Origin of the sequence: Bradyrhizobium macuxiense (genome assembly GCF_007993935.1) — a bacterium.
GTDB classification, from domain to species: Bacteria; Pseudomonadota; Alphaproteobacteria; order Rhizobiales; family Xanthobacteraceae; genus Bradyrhizobium; species Bradyrhizobium macuxiense_A.
The window spans coordinates 214,788-227,308 of sequence record NZ_VITY01000002.1 but is presented as its reverse complement, the minus strand read 5'-3'; the positions used below and the strand labels follow the sequence as shown (position 1 = coordinate 227,308).

Genomic DNA, 12,521 nt, shown 5'->3' with positions numbered 1-12,521 from the left:
CGCACGTTTGCGCGGTTAAGCGGGATTTTAGGGAACTCCGCCTACAATTGGCGGTTGGCGGTGTGGGCAATATGACGGTATCGTGGCGTTGGTGGCCCACACCCATTTTTGGTCGGGTCTCCCGGGGGTTAGTTCGATGAAGGTTGGTCTGTTGGTCGTCGGCGCGGGCCTGGTCGTGGCGGGCTTGGCGGCGGTCGGCTTGGGAATCCCTTACAAGGAATTCAGCGTCGGCGGCACCTTGATCATGACAGGCGTGACCGGCGTGTGCACGGGCGCGATCGTGCTGGCGCTTGCCGCCGTGGTTGGGGAACTCCAAATCATCGCCGCGCGGCTCGAGCCCGGTGCCGCGGGCGCCAGGGCTGAGGCTCCGCCTGCAACTTCCCCGCGCAATGCCCCTGACGATGCGGTGTTCCCGCCGCCGCGCGAGCCGAAGGTCGCCGCACCCCCGCCGGTCCCGCCGGCCGCGCCCGGGGCCGCAAGCCCGCCGCCCTGGCACGACGAACTTGCCACGCGCGGCACGCCGGCCGAGGCACTGCCGCCCGCGCCGGGCGCAGCGCCCGCGGATGGCAGCGCGCCGCCGAAGCGGCGCAATCTGCTGTTCTCCTCCTCGCGCAAGGAGCGTGAGCGGACCGAGACACGGACCGCCGAGCCGCTGACGCCGGATCTGCTGTCGCCGGAACTGCGTCCGGGCCCGGCCGCGGCGGCCGACCCCGCGCCGGCAACGTTCGACGACGCATGGCCGAAGGCCGATCGGCCGAGGTCGGTCGATGTCGCCCCGCGGCGCGGTCCACGGACGCCGTCGACTTTCGGTGAGACGCAGTCGGCGGCAGCGTCGCCGTCATCAGGCCATCCGCCGTCGCCGCAGGAGCAGCCCCCGGTGACCGTGCTCAAATCGGGCGTTGTCGACGGCATGGCCTATTCGCTCTATTCGGACGGATCGATCGAGGCGCAAATGCCCGAGGGCATGATGCGGTTTGCCTCGATCGACGAGCTCCGTTCGCATCTGGAGCAAAGACCGTAGATCTACGGCAATACTTGCGAACGGCCGGCGCGAAGTCTAAAACACGGCAGTTCTTGTCAGATTTCCTGTAATCCGCTCATATTCGCGAAGTAGTACGCGATTCTGTTGATGTATTGTCGCGCGCGGATACTGCCGGAACGGCGTGCGGCGCCGCGCCGTCGAGAGCACGGGGAAGGTTGAGCCATGTCCGATACGTCAGGCAAAACGCCGGTCGAACTGACCGCCAACATCGTTTCGGCCTATCTCAGCAACAATCCGACGCCGGCCTCCGACATTCCGAACCTGATCGGTCAGGTCCATGCCGCGCTGCTGCGGGTGTCGAGTGGGCGCAGCGACATGCCGAGCGAGCCGGCCAAGCCTGCGGTGTCGATGAAGAAGTCGATCACGCCGGAATATCTCGTGTGTCTCGAGGACGGCAAGCGCTTCAAGTCGCTCAAGCGCCATCTGCGCACCCAGTACAACATGACCCCGGAGCAGTATCGCGACAAATGGGGGCTGCCGGCCGACTATCCGATGGTGGCGCCGAACTACGCGGTGGCGCGATCGCAGCTCGCCAAGAAGATGGGACTCGGCCAGCAGGCGCGGAAGCGGAAGTAACAGCTTACGCGGCGGACGCCAGCGCCTCGCGCGCATCGTTGCGGATACGATCGACCATCGAGCGCAGGCCGTTGGAGCGCTGCGGCGTCAGATGGTCGCGGAAGCCGAATTCGTCGAACAGCGCGAGCGCGTCGGTGTCGAGGATTTGCTGCGGCGAGTGCCCGGAGAACAGCGTCAGCACGATCGCGACCAGGCCGCGCACGATGTGGGCGTCACTGTCGCCGATATAGATCAGGCGCGGCTCGCCATTGGCATCGCGCTCGATCCGCTTCGACAGCCAGACCTGGCTGACGCAGCCCTGCACCTTGTTCTCGGCCGAGTGCTCCGCCTCCGACAACGGTTCGAGGGTGCGGCCGAGCTCGATGACGTAGCGGTAACGATCGTCCCACTCGTCCAGCAGCGCAAAATTGTCCCTGATTTCGTCGATCGTCGTCATCGTGGCCCACGTCCTGTCCTTGACGGCTTATATAGGAAGGCGGGCCGCGAAAGCGACGAAAATGGAACCGGTTCCCTGCGGTTTTGACGTGTTTTCTTCGCGCGAACCGGCGGCCAGTTCGCTTGAGAGGGCGCTGGTTTGCGCTCACGGCATCGGCGGCAGGCGGAATTCGATGGTCTGGTCGTCCGCGGTCAGCGTGTCGCGGGACGCGGAGGCAGAATCGGTATCGTCCTTGCCGATCGAGCCGGTGTGATCGGGCGGCTTCTTGTCGGTGATCATCTGGTAGAGCTTGCGCGCACCGTCGGTCGCGCGCTGGCCGATCGCGGTCGCGGCCTGGCCGCCGACCTCGCAAGCCGACGGCTGACGCTTGCAGAACTGACCCATGTCGTTGATCGTCGCGGTCGCGGCCGACACCGCGTCCGATGCGCTGATCTGCGGCGTCTTGTCCGCTTCAGGAGTTTTGTCTCTCGGCAGCAGCACGAGCACAAGCCCGAGCCAGAATGCCAAACGCAGCAGGAAGAACATGGCGCGATCCCGGTCGTCTATCTTGTCTTGCTTCTTGCGCGGTCGATGCCGCTATTGCCCTCACGGTTAGCATCGGTCGATAAATCGGAAGTATCTGCATTGAAGTAAATCCGCCGAAAAATCGCGGAAAATTCGCCTGAATTGATTCGCCGTAAATTTTCGATTGATGACGGCTTTTGGCCGCCGGAGAAGGCGGCTGCGCCGCGTCCACCATTTCGAAACCATAGATCGTCGCAGCCGGAAACCAGCCGTTCACCATCCCTGACAAATGAACGGTGAATGGCAGCCTCGAAGCCTCGCCAATGCACCGTGTTCGGCAGCGGGCCACCGCGCCTTAGCGTTCGCTTAAGTTCGCTCTGACACGTTGACCTGCAATCACGAAGGAGGCGTTCCGGCGCGTCTGTCTTGACGATTGAGCCGAAGCGCGAGTGCTGTGAGTAGTTTGAGTCTGATCCGCGATTGCCTGGATGCGCTGCTGCATCCGTCGGCGCAATATGATGCGCTGACGCGTGCGCGCCATCGTGCCTTCATGGCGCCGCGGCTGCTCGGCAGCCTGGCGGCGCTGGCTTCGTTCCCTGCCTTTCTGGCGATGCGCGGCGCGCCGACGGCGATCGAGGTCGCGGCGTTCGCCTGGCTGATCGCGCCGATCCTGCTGTCCTGGTTCCTGTCGCGCACCGGCCGCTACGAGGGCGCCCATGTGCTGTCGTCGCTGGCGCTGGCCGGTCTCGTGATGATGATCGCGGCGACCACCGGCGGCATCGCATCGTTCGCCGCGGTGTGGCTCGTCGTGATTCCGATCGAGGCCGCGCTGTCGGCCTCGCGGCGCGTGGTGGCGTTTGCGTTTGCGCTGGCGATGATCTGCGCGGCGCTGCTGAGCGTGCTGGCACATTACCACGTGCTGCCGGCCGTCGATCCCGCGGTGGCGTCGAACGGCACGCTGGTCGGTTTCGGCGTGGTATCGGCGATCTTCTATGCGGCCGGGCTCGCCTTCGGCGCGGAGTCGCTGGCGCGCACCAGCGTCGCGCTGCTCTATGTCGAGGAAGAGCGCTATCGGCTGCTCGCGCATAACATGAGCGACGTTCTGTCGCGGCACAGCCGCAACGGCGCGGTGCGCTTCATTTCGCCCGCGGCCGAGATCATGCTCGGCGTGCCGGCGTCGCGGCTGTCGGGCCACGGCCTGTTCGACCGTGTTCACGTCGCCGATCGGCCGGCCTATCTCACCGCGCTGTCGGACGCCGCGCGCGGCGAGTCCCGCAGTGTCGAGTTCCGGGTGCGCCGCGACGGTGCGCGCGGCGAGACCGCCGGCGAATTCATATGGGTCGAGATGCGCTGCCGCGCGCTCGACCAGACCCCGGCTGATGCGGAAGTCGTCGCCGTGATGCGCGACGTGACCGATCGCAAGGTGCAGGAGCAGGCGCTCGAACAGGCGCGCAACGCGGCCGAGCAGGCCGACGCGTCGAAGACGCGCTTCCTCGCCACCATGAGCCACGAACTGCGCACCCCGCTCAACGCCATCATCGGCTTCTCCGAGATGATCGCGCAGGAAGACGTGCTTGGGCTCGACGCGGCCCGCCGCAAGGAATACGCCCAGCTCATCAACGACTCCGGGCAGCATCTTCTGTCCGTCGTCAACGGCATCCTCGACATGTCGAAAATGGAGTCCGGCAATTTCGAGATTTCGCCGGAGCCGTTCGCGCCGCGGCCGGCGCTGCTCAATTGCTGCAACCTGGTGGCGTTGAAGGCGCGCGAGAGCGGCGTCGACCTCGTGACCCGCGTGGGCGACGACCTGCCGGTCGTGAACGGCGATCCGCGCGCGTTCAAGCAGATCGTGCTCAACCTGGTTTCCAACGCCATCAAGTTCACCGAGCGCGGCGGCAAGGTGACCGTGTCGGCCGGCGTCGAGGGATCGCGGCTCTTGCTGCGGGTCTCGGACACCGGCGTCGGCATCGCCGCCGACGATCTCAAGCGGATCGGCGATCCGTTCTTCCAGGCCGGCAAGACCTATCAGCGCCGCCACGAGGGCACGGGCCTTGGCCTGTCGATCGTCAAGGGGCTGGTCGGCCTGCATCACGGCGAGATGAATGTGGAGAGCAAGGTGGGTGAGGGCACCATCGTGTCGGTCGCGCTGCCGCTGGCGTTCACCCCGCCGGTCGCCGTCGAGCCGTCCAGCAATGTCTCGACGCTGAAGCCCGCACTGCGATCCGGTCTCCAAGAGCAAACCCATCAGGTGAAGAAGAGTGCCTAGACAGACTTTGGATGATGACGAAACGCCGCGCCGTCGCCGCGGCGCCAAGGCAGTGGCCATCGCGGCCGAGGAAGAGCGTGGCCTCGTGCTGCGCCTGCTGCTGCACAGTCCGAAGGATCTCGTCGCCGGCGTGCTGGCCCTGTCTGCCATCGTTGCGATCCTGATCAACGCGCTGTTTCTGCAGGCCGGCCGTCATCCGTCGCCGATGTTCGGCGGTTCGGTGGTGACGCTGCCGCCGCCGGCCCCAGCTGCCACGGTCACCAGCCCAATGCCGCGCCCGCGTCCCGCCGAGGCTGCGGCCAGATCGGTCGAGCCGGCCGCCATGGAGCCGTCGAGACCCGTCGACGTGAAGCCGGTGGAGACCAGGCCGGCCGAGACCAGGTCCGTTGAAGCCAAGCCGGAACCGAAGCCGCTTGAAGCCAAGCCGGTCGATCCGATGGCCAACCTCGTGTTGAAGTCGACCGCCGCGCCGCCGGCGGCCGCAGCGTCTCCGGCCGCCACGCCGTCCAGCGTCATGCGTCCGCCGGCGCCGATCCCGACACAGCATCTGAGCCCGGCCGGCAAACGCATCGCCGCGGTCCAGCGGACGCTGACCGAATATGGCTACGGCCAGCTCAAGCCGACCGGCACGATCGGCGCCGATACCCAGCACGCAATCGCGAAGTTCGAGCGCGCACGCAAGCTGCCGGTGACCGGCCAGATGTCCGATCGTCTGGTGCGCGAACTCGGTACGATGATCGGGCATCCGATCGACTAGGGCTTGGCCGGGCTTGAGCCCGGCCATTTCGCATCCGACACATTGACGTGCCGTCAGGCGGCTTCGCCCAGTAGAACGTCTCTGACCTCGTCCGAGAACAGCTTCTTGCGGCCGGCCAGCAGCACCCATTCCGGATCGTCGCGATCCGGTGTGGCGTGCGGCATGCCGTGATCGAGCAGCGCCTGTGCGCAGCCCACCCAATCGCCGCCGCTGATCGGTTCATTGCAGGAGGCCCACGACAGCGAGCCGGAGACGTTGTCGCCAAAGCCGTGCTGTTCGGTCCACTCTGCGCCGTGCTCGAGCAGGAAGCGCGTAAGCCCAGAATTGCCGCGGAATACCGCGTGATTGAGCGCCGACGCATCCCAATCGCCGCCGCGTACCGCGACGGGCCAGCCGAGCCTGACCATCAGCCGCACCGCATCATCGCCCCCTGCCCCGGCGAGCTCGGGAAGCAGCCGCAGCTGCTGTGGTGAAAGCGAAGCCGGAAGATCACTCCTTGCGGCCCGGAGCCGCCGTGCTTCGCTCTCGTTGCCGCTCGCGCACGCCGCAACGAACCGCTCGTCGTCGGCAAGCGTCTCGTCGCCGGTGCGCTCGCGCAGCAACCCGGCGACTTCGGTCAGGCCGAACTGCAATGCGTAGCGGTAGGCGCTCAGTCCGTCCGGTGTCGTGATATGCGGATCCGCGCCGGCGTCGAGCAGCGTCGCGATGCATCTTGGCGATCGCCGCCGCCGGATCGCCCACATCAACGGCGAACCGCAATCGGTCAACGGCGCGTTGCGTGCGGGTTCGTTCGGATCGCCGCCATGCCGCAGCAGCAATTCGAGCGCCGCCACGCTCTCGTCATCGAGCACCTTGTACATCGCGTTGGTACCGGCGATCCGCGCGCCATGTTCGAGCAGCACGCCTGTGGTCACGGAGCCTTCGAGCGAGTGGTACAGCGATTCATTGTCATTCGGATTGGCGCCGGCTTCGAGCAACAGCCTGGTCAACTCGAGATCGTGGTTTTGCCCGGCGGCGCCATAGAGCGCGGACAGCGGATTGCTGTCATCGGGCGCCTCGAGCGATCCTGGCGGCCAGCGGCTGCTGATGTGCTGGTCGGGATCGGCGCCGGCCTGCAACAGCAGGCGCGAGCAGCGATGCAGTCGCGCCTGAAATTCCGGGATCTGCAGCAGGCTGGAATGCGTGACCGCGACCAGTGGCGGCAGTTCTAGGGGACCGCCGGGACGGTTGACCCATGCGGGATCACCGGTCGCTGTGCGCTGGACCGTCGCCTCGTCGCCGATGGCGCAGGCGAGATAGGGATCATCGGCGACAAGTCCGGGATCCTCGGCAAGCATCCGCGCCGCGACGCGCGGATTGGCGCGATCGCTGGTGCCGGCGACATCAGCGGCATAGACCAGCTGCAGCCATCGCCGCACACGGTGGGCCTTGCTTTTTCCCGGCGGCAATTGTGCTTCGATATAGCGCCGCAGGTCCGGCCACGAGGCGAAGCCGAGATCGCGCGCGACGCAGGACTGCGCATCGTGGAGCCGCAGATCGAGTGCTGCGATTTGCGCGTCGCTGCGCCCGGCCGCAGCGGGGAGCGCATGCCGGAAACGGGCGTAAGCTTCGGGTGCCTGCCGCCGATAAAGGCGGATGAGCTCCTTAGCCTGCTTCTTCAGATGTTCGAGATTCAATCGCGCGGGCGATCGGTTCATGGCAACCTCCGTGCATCATCGCCGATGGTCCACAAAACCGGCTGCACAAAGGCTTCGTTGGCCGCGTATTCGGTGCAAGTGGGTTCAACCCTTCCCGTGGACCCGGGCGCGGCTTGCACCGCAACTGCAAGGATATGAGCGACGATTGTGTCGGTCAACCCGCGCAGCGTGACGACATCTGTGACAATTGGACGTGGCCGCGCCGCTGGCCTATAGGTCGGCGCATGCGATTGAAAACCAGTATTTGGGTTGCGGCCTATCTGCGCCGCTGCCAGACCGAAGGCGTGTTCGGCGCGGTCCGCAAGAAGGGCGCCGAAGAGGCCGGTGCCGTATTCGTCAAGGTGGCGCTGATGGATGGCAACGCGATGCTGTACGCGCCGGCGCCGCAGACGGTCTATGACGACAGCCGTCCGGTCGAGCGGCTGTTCGTGCCGACGGCGCCGCAGCCGGTGTCCGAGCCGTCAGTCGAGGAGCGATTGACCAAGGAGCTGCGCTTCGATCCCGACGCCTGGATCGTCGAGACCGAGGATCGCGCCGGACGGCATTTTCTCGATCTGGCGAAGGCCTAGGCGCAGCCTCGGCTGCCGGGGAAGCAGGCGCATTTGATGGCCGCTTGCTCCACAGCGGCGACGCAAATCCCGACATCCAACGACTTCGCGCTCGGACCAGATCCGGACACGACCGCCGAGCCCCTCGCGACCGCGCGGCGTAGCCAGGCGAAGCGCGGTCGGTCGGAGTGGTGCGCCGATGCACAGCCGTTGTCGAGCATTGCGCAGTCCCGTTCGGCAGTCCGCGGCCCTAGGTACGCCGTGATGCAAGCCGTCGTCAGGCGTTTCGCTGGTTTGGCTATCGGAGATGCGCCGGCACCATCGCGACGGTCGCTCTCTCTGCGCCCCGGAACATCCCATGTCCAGTCTTGGCGTCCTGTTCAGATCCTACCGCCTGAACGCACTGAACCTGCCGAACCGCGTCGTGATGGCTCCGATGACGCGGTCCAAGTCTCCGGGCGGTGTACCAACCGCCGAGGTCGCCGGCTATTATCGCCGCCGCGCAGAGAATGGCGTCGGTCTCATCATCACGGAGGCAACGGGGGTCGGTCGTCCGGCTGCACTCAACGAGCCCGATATGCCCCACTTCCACGGTGAGACAGCGCTCGCCGGCTGGAAGAAAGTGGTGGACGAGGTTCACGCGGCAGGTGGGCGCATCGCGCCGCAGTTGGTTCATGTGGGGCATAAGCTCTCGAACGCGGTACCGGACTGGACACCCCCTGCGCCCTATGAAAGTCCCTCGGGGCTTTCGGTGACAGGCGAGCGCGTCAATCAACCGATGAGCGAGGCCGACGTGGCCGACATCATCGACGCGTTCGCGAAGGCAGCAATGGATGCCGAGCGGCTCGGCTTCGACGGCATAGAGCTGATGGGGGCGCACGGCTATCTCATCAATCAGTTCTTCTACGACCATCTCAACTTGCGCGACGACGAATACGGTGGCTCGACGCTCATCGAGCGTTCTCGCTTCGTGGTCGAAATTCTGAACGCAATCCGGTCGGTGGTGACCTCGGGCTTCCCGGTGATTCTCCGCCTCTCGCAATGGAAGCCGAAAGACTTCAGTGCACGGTTGGCCGCGACGCCGAAGGCGCTGGAACAATGGCTTTCCGTCCTTGTCGACGCCGGAGCGGATGCCTTCCACCTCTCGCAGCCGAAGTTCTGGCTGCCCGCTTTCCCCGAGATCGATCGGGAGCTGAATCTTGCCGGCTGGGCGAAGAAGCTCACGGGGGTCACCGCGATAACCGTTGGCGCCGTCGGCCTGTCTGGCGACGTCTACGCATCCTTGGCGGGCGAGACCGCCCAATCCACGCCGCTGGATGGACTGCTCAGGCGGCTGGAACGCGGCGAGTTCGACCTGGTCGCGGTCGGACGCGCGTTGCTGCAGGATGCCGCCTGGCTTGAGAAAGTACGGCAAGGTCGCGAGGTCGCCGAGTTCACGCCGGCCGCGTTCGCCACCCTGAGTTAATCGGCGGGGCGGGTGGCAGGGCGCCGCGGCGAGCTTGCCGCGCCAGCGAGTCCACGCATGCCCCCAATAAAGCTGGAACGCAATGGTCGCGCGTTAGCTTCCGGATTTCTGATTGCGAATGGCGGGCGCGCTGCCCGGTTGCACCGTGGATCGCGTCTGCGGCGGCGCGGCGCGCACGCGATGACGCTCATCGTCATAGAGCGCGGAGCGATACTTGTTGCGGGCCACCGCCATGGTCGAGCCGCGCCAGGCCGCCAGCATCACCAGCGCCGAGCGCTCGCTGAGGCGATCGTAGAGCCGTGACAGACGGTAGACATAGTTGACCGACGAGCCGGCTTCCGGATTGAGGAACATCAGGATGCGCTGGAACGCGGCGCTCGACACGTCGAGCGCCCGCATGGCGCAGGCGAGCGGCTCGCCGCCGGGATCGTTGACGACGTCGGTGGCGATCCGCGACGGCAGGATCAGCGCTTCGCCGAGTTCGAGCGTGAAGTTGTCGAGGTCCTCGGCAAACGCCGCCATCTCCAGGATATGGATCGCGCGCGCGGCGCGGGCGGCCGGAATCCGTGCCGCGGCCTTCAGCGGCGTCTCCTGCAGATTGTGCAGGATCTGCGCGCGTTCCTTAGCGCTGGCGGTAAAGAACATGTCGGAGATTTCGGCGGCATCATTCGGCCGCATCGCGAGGCTCGCCGCCATCCGCTGCTCGGCCTCGGTTGGAATCCTCGCCGCCGGCGGTGACGCTGCGGGCGGGGCAATGGCTGCGGCAGCCGGCATCGGCTGGTCCGGTCCGGCGCGCCGCAGCCCGAGTTTGTCCATGATCCTGGCGGGCGTTGCCGGATAGATCGCAAGCCGCGCGCGGACCGCGGCGCGGGTCGCGTCGTCGACCTCGTCGATCAGGCGCGACGTCAGCTCGACGAACTGGCGCTCTTCATCGGCGGAGTGTGCGCTGGCCTGCACATAGAGGTCGGTCAGGACGCGCAGCAGAGTGGGGCGGATATCGACGCCCTCACGACGGGAGAGCGTCATCAGCCCATCGAAACCAGGAAATAGCGGAGCTGCGCTCATCTCGGCGTACGCGACTTGCCAGTAAGATTCAGTTTGAAAACCCTGTGGCAGCGAGCCTACGCAGGCTGTTTTAAGACGCAGTTAAGGAAAACAAGCCGTGAAGGCGAACGCTCGAATTTGCGCGTGTCTATTAAGGCACAGCGCCATATCCGTAACCGTCCGTATCGGCAGTTTAAGATGTCATTAACCATGCCCGTTCTTAACTCGGCGTGCGCGGGGCAAATCATGTCCGTGCGGGGCCAGAGAGAACGGAACATGGGCACCATCGTTGAGTTTCCGGCAGATGCGGCTGCACGGCGGCCGAGCATGGCCGGTGCTGCCGGCGAAGGCATGGGGACCGTGCTGATCCTTCCCGTCGTCCGGATCGAGCGAACGACGGAGGAGACCGGCGGTGGTCGCGGACCGGAGCAGGGCACTGCGCAGGGCCGCCGGCGCCGACGCCGCTCCTGATCGCGGACAGCGTGCAATGCCCAAGCCTGTGCAGCGGACCGTCGTTCGGCGGTCACTCCCGGCGCTGATCCTGCTGCTGGCGGGCGCGGCGCTCGCGGGCTGCAGCGGCGGCGATTTCGGGCGCACCCGCGCCGACTTCCGCAACGACGACATGCATCGCTGGATGGGCGCCGAGGCGACCGGCAGCGTCGGCAAGAATGCCTCGCAATTCCAGCTCACCGAGCACGAACGCCAGCTGCGCGATCTCGCCTATCAGTTCGTCGAGCCGCCGCTGTCGCGCCCGGCGTGGAAGAGCGTGTTTGGCGACTACCAGCCGCTTCCTTCGCCGTGGCGGCAGAAGGCGGTGTTCGATCGCACCGCGTATGGTCGCAACCTGATCGACGAACCGCATCGCTCGTTCGCCTCGCGCTATTCGCTGCTGATTGACCAGGTACGCGACGACATCACCCGGTTCGAGCCTTTCTTCGCCACCGCGATCCAGGTGATCGAGCTCGACCGCAAGCGTAGTGCCAGCCTCAACATGATCGCCGACGTGTCGCCGCGCGAGCGGGCCGATGCGTTGGCGCGGATGGAAGAGAACACGCTGATCGTGCAGTGGGTCCAGCAGGCCCTCGAGCGGCGGATCTCGTCCTATCGCTGGGCGCTGGAGCGGCTGGTGATCCAGGCGCCCGACGGCATGGCCGCGGATGCCGAACGCCAGATCAACGAACTCGCCCGGCTCACCGCCAATGCGCCGCTGGTCTCCGGGCCGGTCACGGGGCAGGCCGTGGTGACGAAGGGCTAGGCCCGTTTCACCTTCTTGATCGCGGACCCGCCGCGGCGGCTGTCGGCCTGCCGCGGCAGGCTCGCAATGAACTCCTTCAGCGCATCGGAGGGCGGATGCGCTGAAGGGTAGGCGAGGCCGACCTGGCGCGTCACGTCGACATCGATCGCACGCACCGCCACATCCGGATTGCCGCGGGCCACGCCTTCGGGGACGATCGCCACGCCAACCCCGGCCGCGACCAGCGCCATCGCCCATTCCTCCGATTCCGCGATCGCCACCGGCTTGCGCGGCGGCGCGGTGCGCTTGAAAAACTCCTGCTGCTCGCAATGGCAGCGATCGATCCTCGGAACGCCGGCGAAGTCGGTGGTTCGCAGCGTCTCCTTGAGGGTGAGGGGATGCGACGGCGGCAGTGCCGCGACATAGCGCTCGCTCCACAGCGGGATGAAGTGCTCGCCGGGGCCGATCATGGTTCTTGCGACGATCCGCGCGTCGGACTTTTGGCTGGCGCCGACCAGCCGAAGCGCGAGATCGACGTTGCCGGTCAGCGGCTTCAGCAGGGCGATGGTCCGGGCCTGATCGAGTGTCCGCAACAGACCGAGCGTCAGCGCCTGCTTCGTCGCCGGTTTGCGAAACAGGTTTCGCGCCGCGTCCGCGTCGTCGATGATCTTGCGGGCGATGCCGTGAAACTGCGCGGCAGATTCCGTCGGCGCCATGCCCTTCTTGTGCCGGATGAACAGCGTGGTGCCGAGCTCGGCCTCGAGATTGGTGATCGCCGCGGAGATCGAGGGTTGCGAGATGAAGCAGCGCTTCGCCGCAGCGGTCAGATTGCGCTCGCGGTAGACCGCGGCAAAATAACGGAGTTCGCGGATATCCATAGGCCTATCCTATCGTATAGATAGAAAGACAATATTTTACCTATGGAAATGCGAGTGGCAAGCCTGCGCCGGCG

Annotated in this window: 13 protein-coding genes; 8 read left to right on the top strand and 5 right to left on the bottom strand. The window is 66.1% G+C overall.

Going from position 1 to position 12,521, the window contains the following annotated elements; translation table 11 throughout:
- Positions 1-136: 136 nt before the first annotated feature.
- Positions 137-1,021, top strand: a complete 885-nt coding sequence (locus FBZ93_RS40495) for a DUF2892 domain-containing protein (RefSeq protein WP_167528935.1) — start codon at positions 137-139, stop codon at positions 1,019-1,021.
- Between the two features lie 183 nt (positions 1,022-1,204).
- A complete protein-coding gene (locus FBZ93_RS05270) occupies positions 1,205-1,618 on the top strand; it encodes a MucR family transcriptional regulator (RefSeq protein WP_050420182.1) in 414 nt (137 codons plus the stop codon).
- 4 nt (positions 1,619-1,622) lie between these two features.
- Here the strand turns inward: FBZ93_RS05270 and FBZ93_RS05265 are convergent, their stop codons facing one another.
- Both FBZ93_RS05265 and FBZ93_RS05260 read right to left on the bottom strand, forming a co-directional pair.
- Entirely contained in the window at positions 1,623-2,054 is a 432-nt protein-coding gene (locus FBZ93_RS05265; protein WP_146984902.1) for a SufE family protein, read from the bottom strand.
- A gap of 144 nt (positions 2,055-2,198) precedes the next feature.
- Entirely contained in the window at positions 2,199-2,579 is a 381-nt protein-coding gene (locus FBZ93_RS05260; RefSeq protein ID WP_146984901.1) for a DUF5330 domain-containing protein, read from the bottom strand.
- A gap of 433 nt (positions 2,580-3,012) precedes the next feature.
- Here FBZ93_RS05260 and FBZ93_RS05255 point away from each other — a divergent pair, with 433 nt between their 5' ends.
- A complete protein-coding gene (locus FBZ93_RS05255) occupies positions 3,013-4,824 on the top strand; it encodes a PAS domain-containing sensor histidine kinase (RefSeq protein WP_167528934.1) in 1,812 nt (603 codons plus the stop codon).
- Positions 4,817-5,581, top strand: a complete 765-nt coding sequence (locus tag FBZ93_RS05250) for a peptidoglycan-binding domain-containing protein (protein ID WP_246667373.1) — start codon at positions 4,817-4,819, stop codon at positions 5,579-5,581. Before FBZ93_RS05255 ends, FBZ93_RS05250 begins: the two co-directional genes overlap by 8 nt.
- A 53-nt stretch (positions 5,582-5,634) precedes the next feature.
- Here FBZ93_RS05250 and FBZ93_RS05245 read toward each other — a convergent pair whose 3' ends face one another.
- Complete coding sequence (locus tag FBZ93_RS05245; RefSeq protein WP_146984899.1) at positions 5,635-7,278, bottom strand: ankyrin repeat domain-containing protein; 1,644 nt, start codon at positions 7,276-7,278, stop codon at positions 5,635-5,637.
- 224 nt (positions 7,279-7,502) lie between these two features.
- Here FBZ93_RS05245 and FBZ93_RS05240 point away from each other — a divergent pair, with 224 nt between their 5' ends.
- Together FBZ93_RS05240 and FBZ93_RS05235 are read left to right on the top strand one after the other, a co-directional pair.
- The gene (locus FBZ93_RS05240; protein WP_076862342.1) at positions 7,503-7,847 is read left to right on the top strand and encodes a DUF1491 family protein; all 345 of its coding nucleotides are present in this window, start codon (positions 7,503-7,505) and stop codon (positions 7,845-7,847) included.
- A gap of 337 nt (positions 7,848-8,184) precedes the next feature.
- Positions 8,185-9,291, top strand: coding sequence for an NADH:flavin oxidoreductase (locus FBZ93_RS05235; RefSeq protein ID WP_146984898.1), 1,107 nt, complete (start codon positions 8,185-8,187; stop codon positions 9,289-9,291).
- A 93-nt stretch (positions 9,292-9,384) separates the two neighbouring features.
- Here FBZ93_RS05235 and FBZ93_RS05230 read toward each other — a convergent pair whose 3' ends face one another.
- On the bottom strand, positions 9,385-10,356 hold the full coding sequence (locus FBZ93_RS05230; RefSeq protein ID WP_167528933.1) for a DUF2336 domain-containing protein: 972 nt from the start codon (positions 10,354-10,356) through the stop codon (positions 9,385-9,387).
- 255 nt (positions 10,357-10,611) lie between these two features.
- Here FBZ93_RS05230 and FBZ93_RS05225 point away from each other — a divergent pair, with 255 nt between their 5' ends.
- Together FBZ93_RS05225 and FBZ93_RS05220 are read left to right on the top strand one after the other, a co-directional pair.
- Positions 10,612-10,806 (top strand): hypothetical protein, encoded by a 195-nt coding sequence (locus FBZ93_RS05225; RefSeq protein WP_024579523.1) that lies wholly within the window; start codon positions 10,612-10,614, stop codon positions 10,804-10,806.
- A gap of 16 nt (positions 10,807-10,822) precedes the next feature.
- Positions 10,823-11,590 carry a hypothetical protein gene (locus tag FBZ93_RS05220; protein WP_146984896.1) on the top strand — a complete coding sequence of 256 codons (768 nt, stop codon included), beginning with the start codon at positions 10,823-10,825 and terminating at the stop codon, positions 11,588-11,590.
- Here the strand turns inward: FBZ93_RS05220 and FBZ93_RS05215 are convergent.
- Positions 11,587-12,447: a LysR family transcriptional regulator gene (locus tag FBZ93_RS05215; RefSeq protein WP_146984895.1), complete on the bottom strand. Its 861-nt coding sequence runs from the start codon at positions 12,445-12,447 to the stop codon at positions 11,587-11,589. The genes FBZ93_RS05220 and FBZ93_RS05215 overlap by 4 nt on opposite strands.
- Positions 12,448-12,521: the final 74 nt, after the last annotated feature.

Bases quoted from the DNA above. Each gene is read 5' to 3' on its own strand.
- FBZ93_RS40495 (WP_167528935.1), top strand. From the start codon at position 137: ATGAAGGTTGGTCTGTTGGTCGTCGGCGCGGGCCTGGTCGTGGCGGGC.
- FBZ93_RS05235 (WP_146984898.1), top strand. From the start codon at position 8,185: ATGTCCAGTCTTGGCGTCCTGTTCAGATCCTACCGCCTGAACGCACTG.
- FBZ93_RS05230 (WP_167528933.1), bottom strand. From the start codon at position 10,356: ATGAGCGCAGCTCCGCTATTTCCTGGTTTCGATGGGCTGATGACGCTC.
- FBZ93_RS05245 (WP_146984899.1), bottom strand. From the start codon at position 7,278: ATGAACCGATCGCCCGCGCGATTGAATCTCGAACATCTGAAGAAGCAG.
- FBZ93_RS05220 (WP_146984896.1), top strand. From the start codon at position 10,823: ATGCCCAAGCCTGTGCAGCGGACCGTCGTTCGGCGGTCACTCCCGGCG.
- FBZ93_RS05260 (WP_146984901.1), bottom strand. From the start codon at position 2,579: ATGTTCTTCCTGCTGCGTTTGGCATTCTGGCTCGGGCTTGTGCTCGTG.
- FBZ93_RS05225 (WP_024579523.1), top strand. From the start codon at position 10,612: ATGGGCACCATCGTTGAGTTTCCGGCAGATGCGGCTGCACGGCGGCCG.
- FBZ93_RS05265 (WP_146984902.1), bottom strand. From the start codon at position 2,054: ATGACGACGATCGACGAAATCAGGGACAATTTTGCGCTGCTGGACGAG.
- FBZ93_RS05240 (WP_076862342.1), top strand. From the start codon at position 7,503: ATGCGATTGAAAACCAGTATTTGGGTTGCGGCCTATCTGCGCCGCTGC.
- FBZ93_RS05270 (WP_050420182.1), top strand. From the start codon at position 1,205: ATGTCCGATACGTCAGGCAAAACGCCGGTCGAACTGACCGCCAACATC.
- FBZ93_RS05215 (WP_146984895.1), bottom strand. From the start codon at position 12,447: ATGGATATCCGCGAACTCCGTTATTTTGCCGCGGTCTACCGCGAGCGC.